Origin of the sequence: Chitinilyticum litopenaei DSM 21440 (assembly GCF_000428145.1) — a bacterium.
In the GTDB taxonomy this organism is placed as follows: domain Bacteria; phylum Pseudomonadota; class Gammaproteobacteria; order Burkholderiales; family Chitinibacteraceae; genus Chitinilyticum; species Chitinilyticum litopenaei.
Window position 1 is genome coordinate 1 of sequence record NZ_ATZJ01000041.1, and the last position, 13761, is coordinate 13761.

The 13761-nt window shown below is 59.2% G+C and carries 11 protein-coding genes; 8 read left to right on the plus strand and 3 right to left on the minus strand.

Translation table 11 applies throughout. The annotated features are described in order from the left end of the window. The coding region (locus C515_RS0113555; RefSeq protein ID WP_028455979.1) for a transposase at window positions 1-385 on the plus strand (385 nt) is incomplete at its 5' end. Here the strand turns inward: C515_RS0113555 and C515_RS21080 are convergent. The 3 genes from C515_RS21080 to C515_RS0113570 are packed head-to-tail and all read right to left on the minus strand — an operon-like array spanning window position 386 to window position 5707. Continuing rightward, on the minus strand, window positions 386-2980 hold the full coding sequence (locus tag C515_RS21080) for an efflux RND transporter permease subunit (RefSeq protein ID WP_043649610.1): 2595 nt from the start codon (window positions 2978-2980) through the stop codon (window positions 386-388). Window position 2981: 1 nt separating this feature from the next. Then, window positions 2982-4433 carry an efflux RND transporter periplasmic adaptor subunit gene (locus C515_RS0113565; RefSeq protein ID WP_028455980.1) on the minus strand — a complete coding sequence of 484 codons (1452 nt, stop codon included), beginning with the start codon at window positions 4431-4433 and terminating at the stop codon, window positions 2982-2984. Continuing rightward, window positions 4430-5707, minus strand: a complete 1278-nt coding sequence (locus C515_RS0113570) for a TolC family protein (RefSeq protein WP_081686953.1) — start codon at window positions 5705-5707, stop codon at window positions 4430-4432. Before C515_RS0113570 ends, C515_RS0113565 begins: the two co-directional genes overlap by 4 nt. A 687-nt stretch (window positions 5708-6394) precedes the next feature. Here C515_RS0113570 and C515_RS23620 point away from each other — a divergent pair. The 7 genes from C515_RS23620 (at window position 6395) to C515_RS0113600 (ending at window position 13606) form a co-directional block, all read left to right on the plus strand. Then, entirely contained in the window at window positions 6395-6703 is a 309-nt protein-coding gene (locus tag C515_RS23620; RefSeq protein ID WP_144290466.1) for a hypothetical protein, read from the plus strand. A gap of 77 nt (window positions 6704-6780) precedes the next feature. After that, entirely contained in the window at window positions 6781-7143 is a 363-nt protein-coding gene (locus C515_RS23625) for a hypothetical protein (RefSeq protein WP_144290467.1), read from the plus strand. A 149-nt stretch (window positions 7144-7292) separates the two neighbouring features. Then, on the plus strand, window positions 7293-8480 hold the full coding sequence (locus tag C515_RS0113580; RefSeq protein WP_028455983.1) for a TolC family protein: 1188 nt from the start codon (window positions 7293-7295) through the stop codon (window positions 8478-8480). Window positions 8481-8491: 11 nt separating this feature from the next. After that, on the plus strand, window positions 8492-9004 hold the full coding sequence (locus C515_RS23630; RefSeq protein WP_144290468.1) for a hypothetical protein: 513 nt from the start codon (window positions 8492-8494) through the stop codon (window positions 9002-9004). After that, a complete protein-coding gene (locus tag C515_RS23140) occupies window positions 9001-10080 on the plus strand; it encodes an efflux RND transporter periplasmic adaptor subunit (RefSeq protein ID WP_028455984.1) in 1080 nt (359 codons plus the stop codon). Before C515_RS23630 ends, C515_RS23140 begins: the two co-directional genes overlap by 4 nt. An 11-nt stretch (window positions 10081-10091) precedes the next feature. After that, window positions 10092-13193: an efflux RND transporter permease subunit gene (locus C515_RS0113595; protein ID WP_028455985.1), complete on the plus strand. Its 3102-nt coding sequence runs from the start codon at window positions 10092-10094 to the stop codon at window positions 13191-13193. 38 nt (window positions 13194-13231) lie between these two features. Next, window positions 13232-13606, plus strand: a complete 375-nt coding sequence (locus C515_RS0113600; RefSeq protein ID WP_028455986.1) for a hypothetical protein — start codon at window positions 13232-13234, stop codon at window positions 13604-13606. The last annotated feature ends 155 nt before the right edge of the window (window positions 13607-13761 follow it).

Below are 13761 nucleotides of genomic sequence, written 5' to 3' on the forward strand. Positions count from 1 at the left end.
CACCTCCAAGGCCATTGCCGAGTGGGCCAAGAGCAACCTGGCCAGTGGCGCACGAGTGATCTCGGATGGCTTGCCGGCATTCCGGGCGGTGACTGCCGCGGGCTGCCAGCATGAGGTTCGGGTCGCTGGCGGCAAGAAACCGAAGGACTTGCCGGAGTTTTACTGGATCAACACCGTGCTCGGGAATGTCAAGATGACGCTCTCGGGCGCTTACCATGCGTTTGCCTTCGGCAAGTACGCTGATCGTTACCTGGCCGCCATCGCCTACCGTTTCAACCGCCGCTTCCGGCTGGATGCCTTGCCTGAACGCTTACTACTGGCGGTAGTGGCTTGCGGCCCAAAGACAGAATTGTGGCTACGTAAGAAAGCTGAGAGGGCTTGCTAATCAGGTCATTTTTTCCATCGCGCGTTCCATGAATTCGAACTGCCCGCTCCATACCGCGTAATAACCCGGCGCGAATTTCACTTTTTCAGCCACCGCGCGGCGGGCTTCCGCCACATAGCTGCCAATGTCCCGGTCGCGGATGTCGACGTAGATGTAAGCGGTCAACAGGCCGTTCTCAGTGCGTATGCCCGGCGTGCCTTTCTCGATGCGGATGTCGGCCAGCTGCCCGAGCGGAATCTGGCTGCTGCCGCCCATGACCGGTACCAGGACCTCACGGGCAATCGAGTCGGGGTCCGAGCGCAACTCGCGCGGATAGCGCACCGACACGCCAAAGCGCTCGCGCCCTTCAACGGTCAGTGTCGCCATCTCGCCACCCAGCGCGGTAGCGATGACATCCTGCACGTCGGATACCTGCAGGCCATAGCGCGCCAGCTTGCTGCGGTCAGGTTCGATGGTCAGGTAGAAGCCCCCAGTCAGCCGCTCGGCAAACGCGCTGGTGGTGCCCGGCACTTCACGCACGACGGTTTCGATTTCACGCGCAGTGCGCTCGATCTCGGCCAGATCACGGCCATAGACCTTGATGCCGATTGGCGTACGGATACCGGTGGATAGCATGTCCAGCCGTGCCTTGATCGGCATGGTCCAGGCGTTCGATACTCCCGGAATCTGCACCGCCTGATCCAGCTCGGCGATCAGCTTGTCCATGGTCATTCCAGGCCGCCATTCGCTCTCCGGCTTCAGATTGATCACCGTTTCGAACATTTCCAGCGGCGCCGGATCGGTCGCCGAATTGAAACGCCCAGCCTTGCCGAACACCGATGCCACTTCCGGGAAGCCCTTGATGATGCGGTTCTGTGTTTGCATCACTTCCGCCGCCTTGGTCACCGACATGCCCGGCAGTGACGCCGGCATGTAGAGCAGCGAGCCTTCGTTGAGCACCGGCATGAACTCACTCCCCACCTTGGAGAACGGCCACCAGCTTACCGCCAGTACCACCACCGCCAGTGCAATGGTCACCTTCTTCCAGCGCAGCACCCAGTTGATGAATGGCCGGTAAGCCCAGATCAGAAAGCGGTTCACCGGATTCTTGTGTTCCGGCAGGATTTTGCCGCGCACGAAGATCAGCATTAGCACCGGTACCAGCGTGATCGACAGGATGGCGGCGCCAGCCATCGCGAAGGTCTTGGTAAAGGCCAGCGGATGGAACATGCGCCCTTCCTGTGCCTCCAGCGTGAACACCGGCAAGAAGGAGACGGTGATGATCAGTAGCGAGAAGAACAGCGCCGGGCCGACTTCCTTGCAAGCCTTGAACATCACCTCGCGCCGGTCGGCATCCGCAGGCGCGCGCTCCAGGTGCTTGTGCGCGTTTTCGATCATCACAATGGCCGCATCGACCATCGCACCAATCGCAATGGCAATGCCGCCCAGGCTCATGATGTTGGCGCTCACTCCCAGCGCGCGCATGGAGAGGAATGCAAACAGCACTCCCAGCGGCAAGGTGATGATGGCGACCAGTGCACTGCGTGCATGCAGCAGGAAAATGCCGCACACCAGCGCGACGATCAAGCTTTCTTCCAGCAGCGTGTTTTTGAGCGTACTGATCGCGCGATCAATCAGTTCCGAGCGGTCGTATACGGGAATGACGTCCAGCCCTTCGGGAAGCGCGGCTTTGAGTTCGCTCAGTTTGGCCTTGGTGTTGTCAATCACGTGCAGCGCATTCTCGCCGACTCGCGCCATGACGACGCCGCCAACGGCTTCGCCGTCACCATTCAGCTCGGCGATGCCGCGTCGCTCATCGGCGCCGATTTCGATGCGCGCCACATCCTGCAGCAGCACCGGCGTGCCATCCTTGGCCTTGAGCACAATCTGGCGCAAATCGTCCGCGCCCTTCAGGTAGCCTTTGCCGCGCACCATGTACTCGGTTTCGGCCATCTCGATCACGCGGCCGCCTACGTCCTGGTTGCTGCGCCGGATCGCTTCATTGACCGCCATCATCGGGATGCCGTAAGCACGCAGCTTCACCGGATCGACCGTCACCTGATACTGCTTGATGAAACCACCGACGCCGGCTACTTCGGAGACGCCCTGAGCCTTGGTCAGCTGGTAGCGCAGGAACCAGTCCTGTAGCGTGCGCTGTTCGGCCAGGTCCATGTTTTTCGACTGCAGGGCGTACTGGTACACCCAGCCCACCCCGGTGGCATCGGGGCCAAGGCTTGGTGTCACCCCCTTGGGCAGCTTGCCGCTGGCACTGTTCAGGTATTCCAGTACCCGCGAGCGCGCCCAGTACAGGTCGACATTGTCCTCGAAAATGACGTAAACGAACGATGCGCCAAAGAAGGAAAAACCGCGCACGACCTTGGCCTTGGGTACCGACAGCATTGAGGTCACCAACGGATAGGTCACCTGATCCTCGACCACCTGCGGCCCCTGGCCCCCGTACTCGGTGTAAATGATGACTTGCGTATCCGACAGATCGGGCAGCGCGTCCAGCGGTGTTTTCTGCACCGCAATGACTCCGGCCACGATCAGGAATGCGCTCAGCAGCAGCACCAGAAAGCGATTTCTGAGTGACCAGGCAATAATGTGCTCAAGCATCTCAGTGGCCTCCGTGCTCATGGCTGGCTGGAGTAGGTGCAGAAGCCGCTGTGGAGGCCGTAGCAGCTTTCTCTTGCGAGGCAGTCGCCATGTTGCTCACCGCAGCTTTGAGGTTGCTTTCGGCATCGATGAGGAAGTTGGCCGTCATGACCACTTCTTCACCGACAGACAGACCCGATTGCACCGCGATAAAGCCATTGCTCCGGGAACCGGCCCTGATCTCTCGCGCCTCGAAGCGCCCCTCTCCAAGACTGATCAATACCAGTTGCCGCTTGCCGGAATCGATGACAGCACTCTCTGGTACACTGATTTGCTGACCGGAAGCGCTGCCCGCCAGCACGGCGTGAGCATACAGTCCAGGTTTCAGCCGATTCCCTGGATTGGCTAGCACCACGCGAACCTTGGCGGTACGCGTTTCCGCGTTCAGCACCGGATAGACAAAATCGACCTTGCCCTTGAACACTTCGCCGGGCCAGGCGTCCAGCGTGACATTCACCACCTTGCCCACCTGAGCCGCTCCGAGATCCTGCTCGGCCAGATCGAGCTGCAACCAGACGCGCGACAAATCAGCAATCCGCAACAAGGCCTCGCCCGGCATGAAGCGCGCGCCTTGCAGCACGGTTTTTTCGACGATGACACCGGAGACCGGTGAATGGAATGCGACAGTGCGGCGCGGTGCGGCGCCTTGCTGCAGGCGCTTGATGTCGGCATCCGACACTTCCCATTGCTTCAGCCGTTGCACGCTGCCACTGCTTAGCCTTGCAACGCCGGCGCGTGCATCCTCACTGGCGCTGGACAGTTGTCGCTCACCGGCAATGGCAAGTTGATATTCCTGTTGGGCGGCGTAGATGTCCGGGCTATAGGCCTCGAACAAAACCTGGCCCCGTTGCACGTAGTCACCGACGGCGCTGGCGACCAGACGTTCGACCCAGCCCTCGTAACGCGGTGCGATGGTGGCAACAGCCCGCTCGTCAAAGGTGATCTGGCCAACTGCGCGCACATCGCCGCCAGTCTGGCGCAGTTCGGCCGCTGCCGTTTTGACGCCCAGGCGCTGTATTTTCTCCGGGCTGATCCGCACCAGATTCGGGCCGCTAACTTCGTTCTCGTAAACCGGGATGTAGTCCATGCCCATCGAGTCTTTCTTGGGCGTTTTGGATGTATCCGGTAAACCCATCGGGTTGCGGTAATACAGAATCTTGCCCTTGGCATCAGGACTTGCGGCCTGGTCTTCCCCCTCATAAACCGGGATGTAGTCCATTCCCATCGGGTCTTTCTTGGGGGTTTGCGAGGTATCCGGCAGGCCCATCGGATTGCGGTAATACAAAATCTTCCGCGTACCCTGGCTGGTATTTACCTGAATATCTTGATTTTGTTTGGAACCAAGCCAATACCCGCCATAGGCAAGTGCAATGGCCGCGATGCTGGCGCTTAGTACTTTTACTGTTGTTTTCATTGTTCATCCCCTGCGAGTCGGGTGAGCGCATTCAGCGCCAGGAAGTGATCGACTTCGGCCATCAGGCGCATCTGCCGCAAGCGCTTGATCTGTTGCTGGGCCTCCAGCAGCGCCGTGAACTCGCCACGGCCTGCGCCATAGCTGGCTAGTGCGGATTGCAGGGTCAGCTCCGCTTGTGGCAGCAGGGTTTGCTCCAGCAGCGCCAGTTGCTGGCTGGTGTTGTCGAACATGGCCTGCATCTGGCCGATTTCTGCCTCCAGCGAACGCAGCTTGGCCACTTCCGCTGATTTGGCCCGTTGTTGCATGGCCAGCGCCTCAGCCTGCTCGGCGTTTTTTGCCCCTTGTTGCAAGGGAATCTGGAATTCCAGCATCAGGCCGTAGCTGGTGATTTCGCTTCCCATCTGATAGGCCGATGCGCTGACGTTCAAGCCCGGCAGCTTGTTCTTGCCGGCAAGCGCCAGCTGGTAGCCGGAGGCCTCCTGTTCTTTTTGCGCGACCAGCAATTCCGGATTGCGACTGTGCGCCAGAGTCAGCCAGTCACGACCTTCATTGCGAACAACCGGCAGGCCGGTCGGCGTGCCCTGCAGCGTATTGGGCGCGACATTCAGCAGCGCAGCCAGCGTGGCCTGTGATTGCCTGGTGATCAATTCCAGTTGCAGCGCTTCGTTGTCAAGCATGGACATTTCAGTCTGGATGCGCAGTGATTCGGACTGTGGCGCCTTGCCAACGGCGTAGCGCTGACTGGCCGATGCATCCATCAGCCGTAGCAGATCAAGCTGCTGCCGGTTGATGCGCTGGATCGAGCTGGCGCGATACCAAGCCGCATAAGCCGAGCGGATATCGCTACGCAACTGGTTGCGCACGTTCTGGCTCATCAGGCTGGCTGCATCAGCACCAGACCGGGCGGCTTTTTCCTTCAGGTCCAGCTTGCCCCACAGCGGGAAAGCCTGCCTGAGGGTGTATTTCATCTCGCCGGCCTTGCGCGGGTCGAGCGACAGATTGTCCTTCGGGATGTTCATCCATTCGATTGCGAACATCGGGTCTTCCAGCGCGCCGGCGCTGATGATTTGCTGCTGTCGGGCTTGTGCCTCGTACTGGCTGGCCTTAAGTACAGGGCTGTGTTGCTCGGCCCAGAGCAATAATTCGGGCAGCGAGCTGCCCAATGATGGGCTTGTTTCTGCTGCCTGTGCAGCGGAGGTAAACGCAAGGGTAAGCGAGAGGGTGAAGGCAAGGGCGAGCGCGCCCCGTGCGGATCGGGTAGGAGTGGCTTTCATGATGGGCCTCTGGGGTGACGACGATCAATGTGTCGTCAGGGTCAAACCATTGGCAAACGGCGTGTCGTGAGCACCCGAGCAGTCACGCTGGCGATGAGCGTCCGCGATGAACGCCAATCGGCCAGGAAACACGCAAAGGGACACAATGACGGCGCGTGCCAATGGGCACGGACATGACTCAGGGAGTCATGGGGCGACGTCAGGCCAGACGGGGAGGACGGAAAGGCAGCGCGAGCGTGGCTGTGCGCGGAGTGGCAAGCGGCGCAGAGAGAGCCGGATGTTCCAGCTGTGACAGGGAGAATGCATCAAGGAGGGGGGCAAGGCTGCTGCAGTGCGAGTCACAGCAATCCGAGGTGGAACATCCACCAGCAGCCTGTGAGATGCCGGCATCGTGGCTGTGGTCGGGAGCAGCAAAACAATCCTGACAGCCGGCATGCTTGCTATTTTCTGCATGTGGCTGAGCGTGCTGCATGATGCTGGCTGCGGCCTGCGCAGCAGGAGGCATCTGCGCCATGCTCTGCCGCATAAGCAGCGGAGACAAGGCCAGCGCCCATATCATCAGCAAAAGGAACAATCGTTTTGTGCCCATGTCAATAATGATAGAAGCATTCAGCAGGCGGTTCTAGCGGCGTCCATTGATTTGCATCAAGAACCACGCACACGAAGAAATCGCTAAGGGAGTAATCAATGCTTGAAGCATGGCGGAGAACTCGTGAGATACCAGTACATGCTGCGCTAAAGGCTGGTATTCGGCATGACTTGGACACTATGCCTGGTGTGATTGAATCGCTCGAAAGTGCATGCGGGCTTATTGTGACTTACGATGTCCGGGTCGTTCAATTTGGCCGTTTGGCTGAATGCCTGCAAAACCAGCAGCCCTTCGGCCGACTCTGGCGATGGAAGGCCATGCTGTACGACTACATGGATCAAAACTCAAGAGATCATCTGCAAAACAAACAAGGCGGATGTTGCAACAAACCTCCTGCAAGACACTGAAACCCAGTCAGGCAAGGCTTGCACCTTTGTTGCATTTCGTCGTAGCATTTCAAGACATGTAGTTATCAGGTTGCCTTGTGTCCTTTACGAAACTTCTTCTCAGAGTGCTGCTTGCCCTCGCCTTGGCCATGAACGTGGCTGCGGCGAAGGAGTTGCTTGCACCTCATGATGATACCCATACCGGGTATCACGGGAAGGACATGAACCAGGCCGACTCCGCACATGGCGAGCAAGGCCATCATGGCGACGACTCGCATGCCAACAAAACCGTGGCCAAGACTCAGAACAGCCATTGTGCAGTTTGTGCATCCGCGTTGCCGGTAGCCGATGACTCCTCCTTCCATGCCAGCATGGGTGCCGTCATCGTTCCTGAGATGGTACAAGCCTGGTCTACACTCGACTTTCCCCCGCCTCTGCGCCCCCCCATGCGCCGCGCCTGATTCTGGCGCACTCACTTCCAGCATCAAACAGCATTGAACCTTGAGGGTACTCCCCGAGGTCTATGACGCCTGCCTGTTCGCAAGCCCTGTTTTGCCATCCTGATTGCGCCGGAAAGAACACTTGTTTCTTCACCGTCAAGGATGGACTTATGACCACTTTCAAAACAATGAAAGTCGGGTTGGCGTTTGGCTATTTCGTTTTGGCCAGCGCAAACGCCGCTTCTTTGCAGCAGGTGCTGGATCACGCCTGGGCTGCACAGCAGGACAAATGGCGCTCAGAAGCCGAGCACCATCTTGCACAAATTGATCTCAGCCAGGCATGGACTCCGGAACCACCCAAGCTCGGTGTGTCGCACACCAGCGATCAGCTGAATGCCAATCAGGGGCGCAGGGAGTGGGAAGTCGGTGTCGACATTCCGCTCTGGCGACCCGGCCAGCGCAGCAATGCAATGGATGCGGCCACCGTGGAGCAACGCGCATTCCTTGCGCGTCAGTCGTTTGAAAAATGGAAGCTGGCCGGCGAACTGCGCGAAGCCTGGTGGGAGGCTCGCCTTAGCGAGGCAGAGGTACGCAATGCAGGTAGAAAGCTCGAATTGCTGGCGCGCATAAACGCGGATACCGCCAGAAAACTCAAGGCTGGCGAAGTCGCTCCGCTGGAGGCCAATCAGGCAAAACAGGCTGAACTGGATGCCCGCCGGGAACTGGCCCTGGCCCGCGCGGCACATGACAAGGCCTTTCGGTCTTTCCAGCTCATCAGCATGGGGGCTGAACTGCCGGACCAGGCGGAAGTGTTACAAAACAGCGATCCGGAGCACCCTGCATTAAGCAGCGCCGCGCTCGAAACCGAATCCGCCAATGTCCAGCTGAAGAAAACGAGTTCATCCAGTGTGGGGACGCCTGAACTTGCCCTGTCGTATACCTCGGAACGCGATGCGTTTGATGAGCCTTACCGTGGGCGGGTCAAACTGGGCTTGGTTATCCCCTGGGGGGGCGGTGCCCAGAATCGGGCGCAGGTCGCAGCGATCAATGCTGCGCTCAGCACCGCCCAGATCAATCGGGAGCAAATCGTCCGCCAAATCGCGATGCAACAACGTGTCGCAGTCAATGAACTGCAACTGGCTCGGGACAATGCCGCCAATGCCGGGGAGCTACTGGAGCTGGCACGGGAAAAGTCCGTCTGGGTGCAGAAAGGCTATCAAAAAGGCCAGTTTGACCTCGCATTTTATCTGAAGACCCTGCAGGAAGAATGGCTCGCCCAATCGCTGCAAGCCAAATCCGAGCTTGAAGTAGCCCGCGCCATCTCGCGCAGCAATCAGGCCAATGGAGTAATTCAATGAAAAACAAAATAGTGCTTGCCACTGCCCTGATGCTTGCCCTGAGTACTCCCGTATTTGCGCATGGTGACGAGGATCATGGCGCGACAGTCGTAGCGCCTGCGGCGCAAAATCAGCCCTTTGCAGAAGCGCATTCACAGGATTTCGAACTGGTGTTGACGCTCGCGGGCTCACAAGCGCAGCTCTATCTGGATCGCTACGTCGACAATCAGCCAGTAGAGGGCGCCCAGGTTGACATGGATTACGCCGGGCAAACAGTGACATTCAAGCCGGTCGGTCCTGGTGAATACACGGCTTCCGCGCCTGCACTGAGCAAAGCAGGCCAGTACCCGCTCAGTTTTACCGTGATTGCCGGCGACACTTCGGATTTGCTGGAAAGCACTCTCATCGTCGCCAGCGCTCCCAGCGCCGAAAACCATGCCAATCGCCCCCCATGGCCGTACTGGCTGTCAGGAGGGGTGGCCTTGCTGTTGCTTGGCGGCAGCGCCCTGATTTTTCGTCGCCGTTTTGCTGGAGCCCGCACATGAAAACGAACAAGCTGCTTTCCATTCTCCTGTGCCTGGCATCAACGCCGCTATGGGCTCATGGTGGTGAGGATCATGGCGATGCTCCTCAGGTCGCTATCTCGGCGGATAAACCGCAACGCCTGCCTGATGGGCGTGTGTCTTTACCCAAATCCGCCCAGCATCGCCTGGCCATCCGCACGATACAGGCCGTTGAGGCCTCGTTCCCCAAAGCCTTCGAGCTCAGCGGCCATGTGGTTCTTGATCCCAATAAAGGCGGCAGGGTGCAGGCCGGGACTGCTGGCAAACTTGTGACCCCGAGTAGCGGATTCCCGCCCTTGGGTGCAACGGTTCGCAAAGGCCAGGTTCTAGGCAGCATCACGCCAGTAGCCAATTCATTTGAAACCGCACAACGTCAGGCTGAATTGGCCCAGGCGCAGAGTGAGCTTCGTCTGGCCGAACAGACTGCGAACCGATTGGCAGAACTGACCGGCAGCGTGGCCAGAAAGGACATCGACGCAGCGATGATTCAGCTGCAAGCCACCCGGGCTAAAGTTGCTGCGCTGAAGGCGGGAAGCGCTGGCGAAACGCTGCGCTCGCCGGTGGATGGCGTGATTGCTTCCAGCAATGCGGTGAATGGGCAGATGGTCGACGCTGGCGCGCTGGTTTTCGAAGTCGTGGCGAATGACGGTATGCTGATCGAAGCACTGGCCTACGACGCCGCAATGGTCAATGCGATTGCCGGTGCGACGCTGAACGGCAAGCCACTGCGCTACCTTGGGGGCGCGCTGGCCTTGCGCGATGGCGCCTTGCCGCTGCGCTTCAAGCCGGAAGTCACGATAGCGCTGGCGCTTGGTCAGCCGGTGAAGATCGTGGCGCAAAGCAAGGAGCAAGTAAAAGGCATCAAGGTGCCGGCCAGCAGTGTGGTCAAAAATGCAGCCAATGAGTCCGTGGTCTGGCTGCATGAAAGCGCGCTGATATTCCGTGCCTTGCCCGTACAGGTTTCACCGTTGGATGGTGAGTCAGTACTCGTTCGCGGCGTACCTGCCAAGGCTCGCGTTGTCTCTCAGGGCGCCACCCTGATCAACCAGATCCGCTAAAGAGGTGAATCATGTTTAGCTGGATCGTCAATCACAGCCTGAATAACCGGCTGTTCGTCAGTGCCTTTGCACTGATCTTGCTGGTATGGGGAGGCATCGTTGCCAGCCGCATGCCGGTCGATGTATTCCCCGATCTCAACAAGCCTACCGTTACCATCATGACGGAAGCCGGCGGCATGGCGCCGGAAGAAGTGGAGCAGCTGGTCAGTTTCCCGCTGGAAACCTCGCTCAATGGCATGCCCGGCGTCAGCCGGGTGCGCTCGGTATCCGGTGTCGGCCTGTCCATCATTTACGCAGAGTTCGACTGGGGGTCGGACATCTATCGCAACCGGCAATTGGTGGCTGAACGTCTGGCCGAGGTCAGGGAAAGCCTGCCACCCGACGTGAAGCCGGTCATGGGGCCGATTTCCTCCGTCATGGGCGAAATCATGCTGATTGCCTTTCCGGCCGACCCCGGCAAGGTCAGTCCGATGGCCGTGCGCGAGTACGTTGATTTCGTGTTGCGCCCCCGCCTCTTGTCCATACCCGGTGTGGCGCAAGTCATTCCGATTGGCGGCGAAGTTCGGCAATTTCGCGTGGAGCCCAATACCGCCTTGATGGCGCAGCTATCAGTGGGGTATGGCGACATAGAAAATGCACTCAAAGGGTTCTCAAGCAATACCAGCGGTGGGTATTTGGAGGTCAATGCCCGTGAATACCTGATTCGCAACATGGGGCGCACCACGCGGCTGGAGGACATGCAAAACCTGGCGGTCAAGGACAACAACGGCCAGCCTATCCTGCTCAAGCAGGTAGCCGATGTGAAATTTGCGCCCGCCTTCAAACGCGGCGACGCGGGTTTTGATGGCAAGCCGGCCGTGATCGTTGGCGTGCAAAAGCAGCCTACAGCCGATTCGGTTCGCCTGACCCGCGAAATCGAGCAGGCGCTGGACAGCATGGCGAAGAGCATGCCCGCAGGCATCAGCATGCCGCAAGTGTCGTTCAGGCAGGCCGATTTCATCGAGGCGTCAATTGGCAACGTCGAAGAAGCATTGCGAGACGGCGCCATCATGGTGGCAGTCATCCTGTTCCTGTTCCTGATGAACATGCGCACAACGGTCATTTCGCTCACGGCCATTCCGCTGTCATTGGCACTGACCTTCCTGATCTTCAAGGCCATGGGCTTGTCGGTGAATGTGATGACACTGGGGGGGCTGGCCATCGCGATTGGCGAGCTGGTCGACGATGCACTGGTGGATGTCGAAAATGTGCTGCGGCGCCTGAAGGAGCAGAAACCGCAAGGCGCGCTCAATGTCATGCGTGTCATCAGCAGCGCCTGCAATGAAGTGCGCTCGGGTGTGGTGGTGGCAACGCTGGTAGTGGTGCTGGTCTTTGTTCCGCTGTTTGCTTTGCCGGGCATGGAGGGACGGCTGTTTGCCCCGCTGGGCGTGGCCTACATCACCTCGATTCTGGCCAGTCTGCTGGTGGCGCTCACCGTGACGCCTGTCATGTGTTATTACCTGCTCCCGCGCATGAAGCAGATCGATCACGGTGACGGCAAGCTGGTGCAATGGCTCAAAAGCTGGGATCGGCGTCTATTGCTGGCGACCTTTCCGCACGCCGGCAAGTTGCTGGTGGCCGCCGTGCTGCTGCTGGTGGCCGTGCTGGCAACCGTCCCATTGCTGCCGCGCGCCTTCTTGCCAGCCTTTAATGAAGGCACGCTACTGGTCAGTCTGCAGCTCAACCCGGGTACCTCGCTGGCCGAGGCTAACCGGGTCGGCAGCCTGGCCGAACAGCTGGTGCTGGAGGTGCCGGAGGTCGAAAGTGTCGGTCGGCGTACCGGGCGGGCCGAGCTCGACGAGCATGCCGAGGGGGTGCACACCAGCGAGCTGGATATCGACCTGAAGGCATCCGAGCGCAGCCGGGACGAGGTGCTGGCCGATATTCGCAGTCGCCTTGCCCCCTTGCCGGCCACCACCACCGTGGGGCAACCCATCTCGCACCGGCTTGACCATCTGCTGTCCGGCGTGCGCGCACAGATTGCCATCAAGCTGTATGGCGACGATCTGGATACCTTGCGCGGTCAGGCGGCGCTACTGAAAGAGTCGTTGACTGGTATCCCCGGCCTGACCGATCTGCAGGTAGAGAAGCAGGTGCTGATTCCGCAACTGAAGGTGCGGCTGGACTATGATCGTGCAGCCAGCCTCGGCGTGGCGCCGGGCGAATTGCTGCGCGTACTGGAAACCTTGGGCGAGGGCGACACCGTTGCGCAGATCATCGACAGCAACAAGCGCTTCGATCTGGTGATCCGCCTGCCGGACAGTGCGCGTACCCAGCAGGGACTGGGCAATATCCTGATCGATACACCGCACGGTCGGGTTCCGCTTAGCCAGGTCGCGACCATCGAGGAAGGCGACGGCCCCAATCAGATCGGTCGTGAAAACAGCCGCCGCCGCATCATCATTTCGGCCAATACCGACGGCTCGGACATGGCCGCGATCATTGCGCAGATCCGCGCAAAAATAGCGGCCAACAAACTTCCGGATGGGTATTTCATCAGTCTGGAAGGGCAGTTCCAGGCTCAGGAAGCCGCCAGCAGGCTGATTGCCGGGCTGTCACTGGTGTCACTGGCGCTGATCTTCATGGTGCTCTACAGCCGCTACAAGTCGGTCACGCTTACCGCGATGATCATGGGCAATATCCCCATGGCACTGATCGGCAGTGTCATCGCCATGTGGCTGGCCGGCATCACGCTCTCGGTGGCGTCGCTGGTCGGTTTCATCACGCTGACCGGTATTGCCACCCGCAATGGCATCCTGAAAGTCAGTCATTACATCAATCTGTGCAAATTCGAAGGGGAATCGTTCGGGCAGGCCATGATCATCCGTGGCTCGCTGGAACGCCTGACGCCGGTACTGATGACCGCGCTGACAGCCGCCCTCGCGCTCACTCCGCTGCTCTTTGCCGCCGATGCCCCGGGCAAGGAAATCCTGCACCCCGTTGCCGTGGTGATCTTCGGCGGACTGGTCAGCTCGACCCTGCTCGATACGCTGCTTACGCCGCTGATGTTCTGGCTGTTCGGCGAAAAGCCGCTGAAACGTCTACTGGCCGACTCTGACCAGCAAATGTTCTAAATCACTCACATGGGTATTCAAATCCAAAGGAAATCGACATGAAAAAAGTACTGCTCGTAACGCTGCTTTCTCTGGCCTCCGCAATGGCATTGGCGGATGGCGTGATGAAACCCATGCATAACGGCATCATGGCAGAAGCCACTTCGGGTACTCGGGCTGAGTTCTCCAGTGAAGGCAATATGATCATGGTGTATCTGACTAGCCACCACGATGAGAAGCTCGCCACAAAAGGCGCCAGCGGCGAAGTGACCCTGCTGACCGGCAAGGACAAGCAAGTGCTGAAGCTGCAACCCTCCGGAGAAAACTCATTTATGGCGCAGGGCCAGTACAAGCTGGCTCCTGGAGCCAAGGCACTGGTGAAGGTGACTCTGCCGGGCAAGGCCACCGAGCAATTCCGCTTTGATCTGAAGTAAGACCCCCCTCAACCGGCCGGGAGGTGAACTTCCGGCTGGCTCTATGCAACGGAGGCGAAAAGATAAAAGATGAATCGACGTCACTCAAGCATGCTCGCTGATCCGGATTCAATGACTCAATTGCTTGAGCAAAGGACGTCGCACTGTTGGAACGT

Coding starts and splice junctions, on each gene's coding strand:
- C515_RS23620 (WP_144290466.1), top strand. CDS start 6,395: ATGCTTGAAGCATGGCGGAGAACTCGTGAGATACCAGTACATGCTGCG.
- C515_RS0113600 (WP_028455986.1), top strand. CDS start 13,232: ATGAAAAAAGTACTGCTCGTAACGCTGCTTTCTCTGGCCTCCGCAATG.
- C515_RS0113580 (WP_028455983.1), top strand. CDS start 7,293: ATGACCACTTTCAAAACAATGAAAGTCGGGTTGGCGTTTGGCTATTTC.
- C515_RS23140 (WP_028455984.1), top strand. CDS start 9,001: ATGAAAACGAACAAGCTGCTTTCCATTCTCCTGTGCCTGGCATCAACG.
- C515_RS0113565 (WP_028455980.1), bottom strand. CDS start 4,433: ATGAAAACAACAGTAAAAGTACTAAGCGCCAGCATCGCGGCCATTGCA.
- C515_RS0113570 (WP_081686953.1), bottom strand. CDS start 5,707: ATGAAAGCCACTCCTACCCGATCCGCACGGGGCGCGCTCGCCCTTGCC.
- C515_RS21080 (WP_043649610.1), bottom strand. CDS start 2,980: ATGCTTGAGCACATTATTGCCTGGTCACTCAGAAATCGCTTTCTGGTG.
- C515_RS0113595 (WP_028455985.1), top strand. CDS start 10,092: ATGTTTAGCTGGATCGTCAATCACAGCCTGAATAACCGGCTGTTCGTC.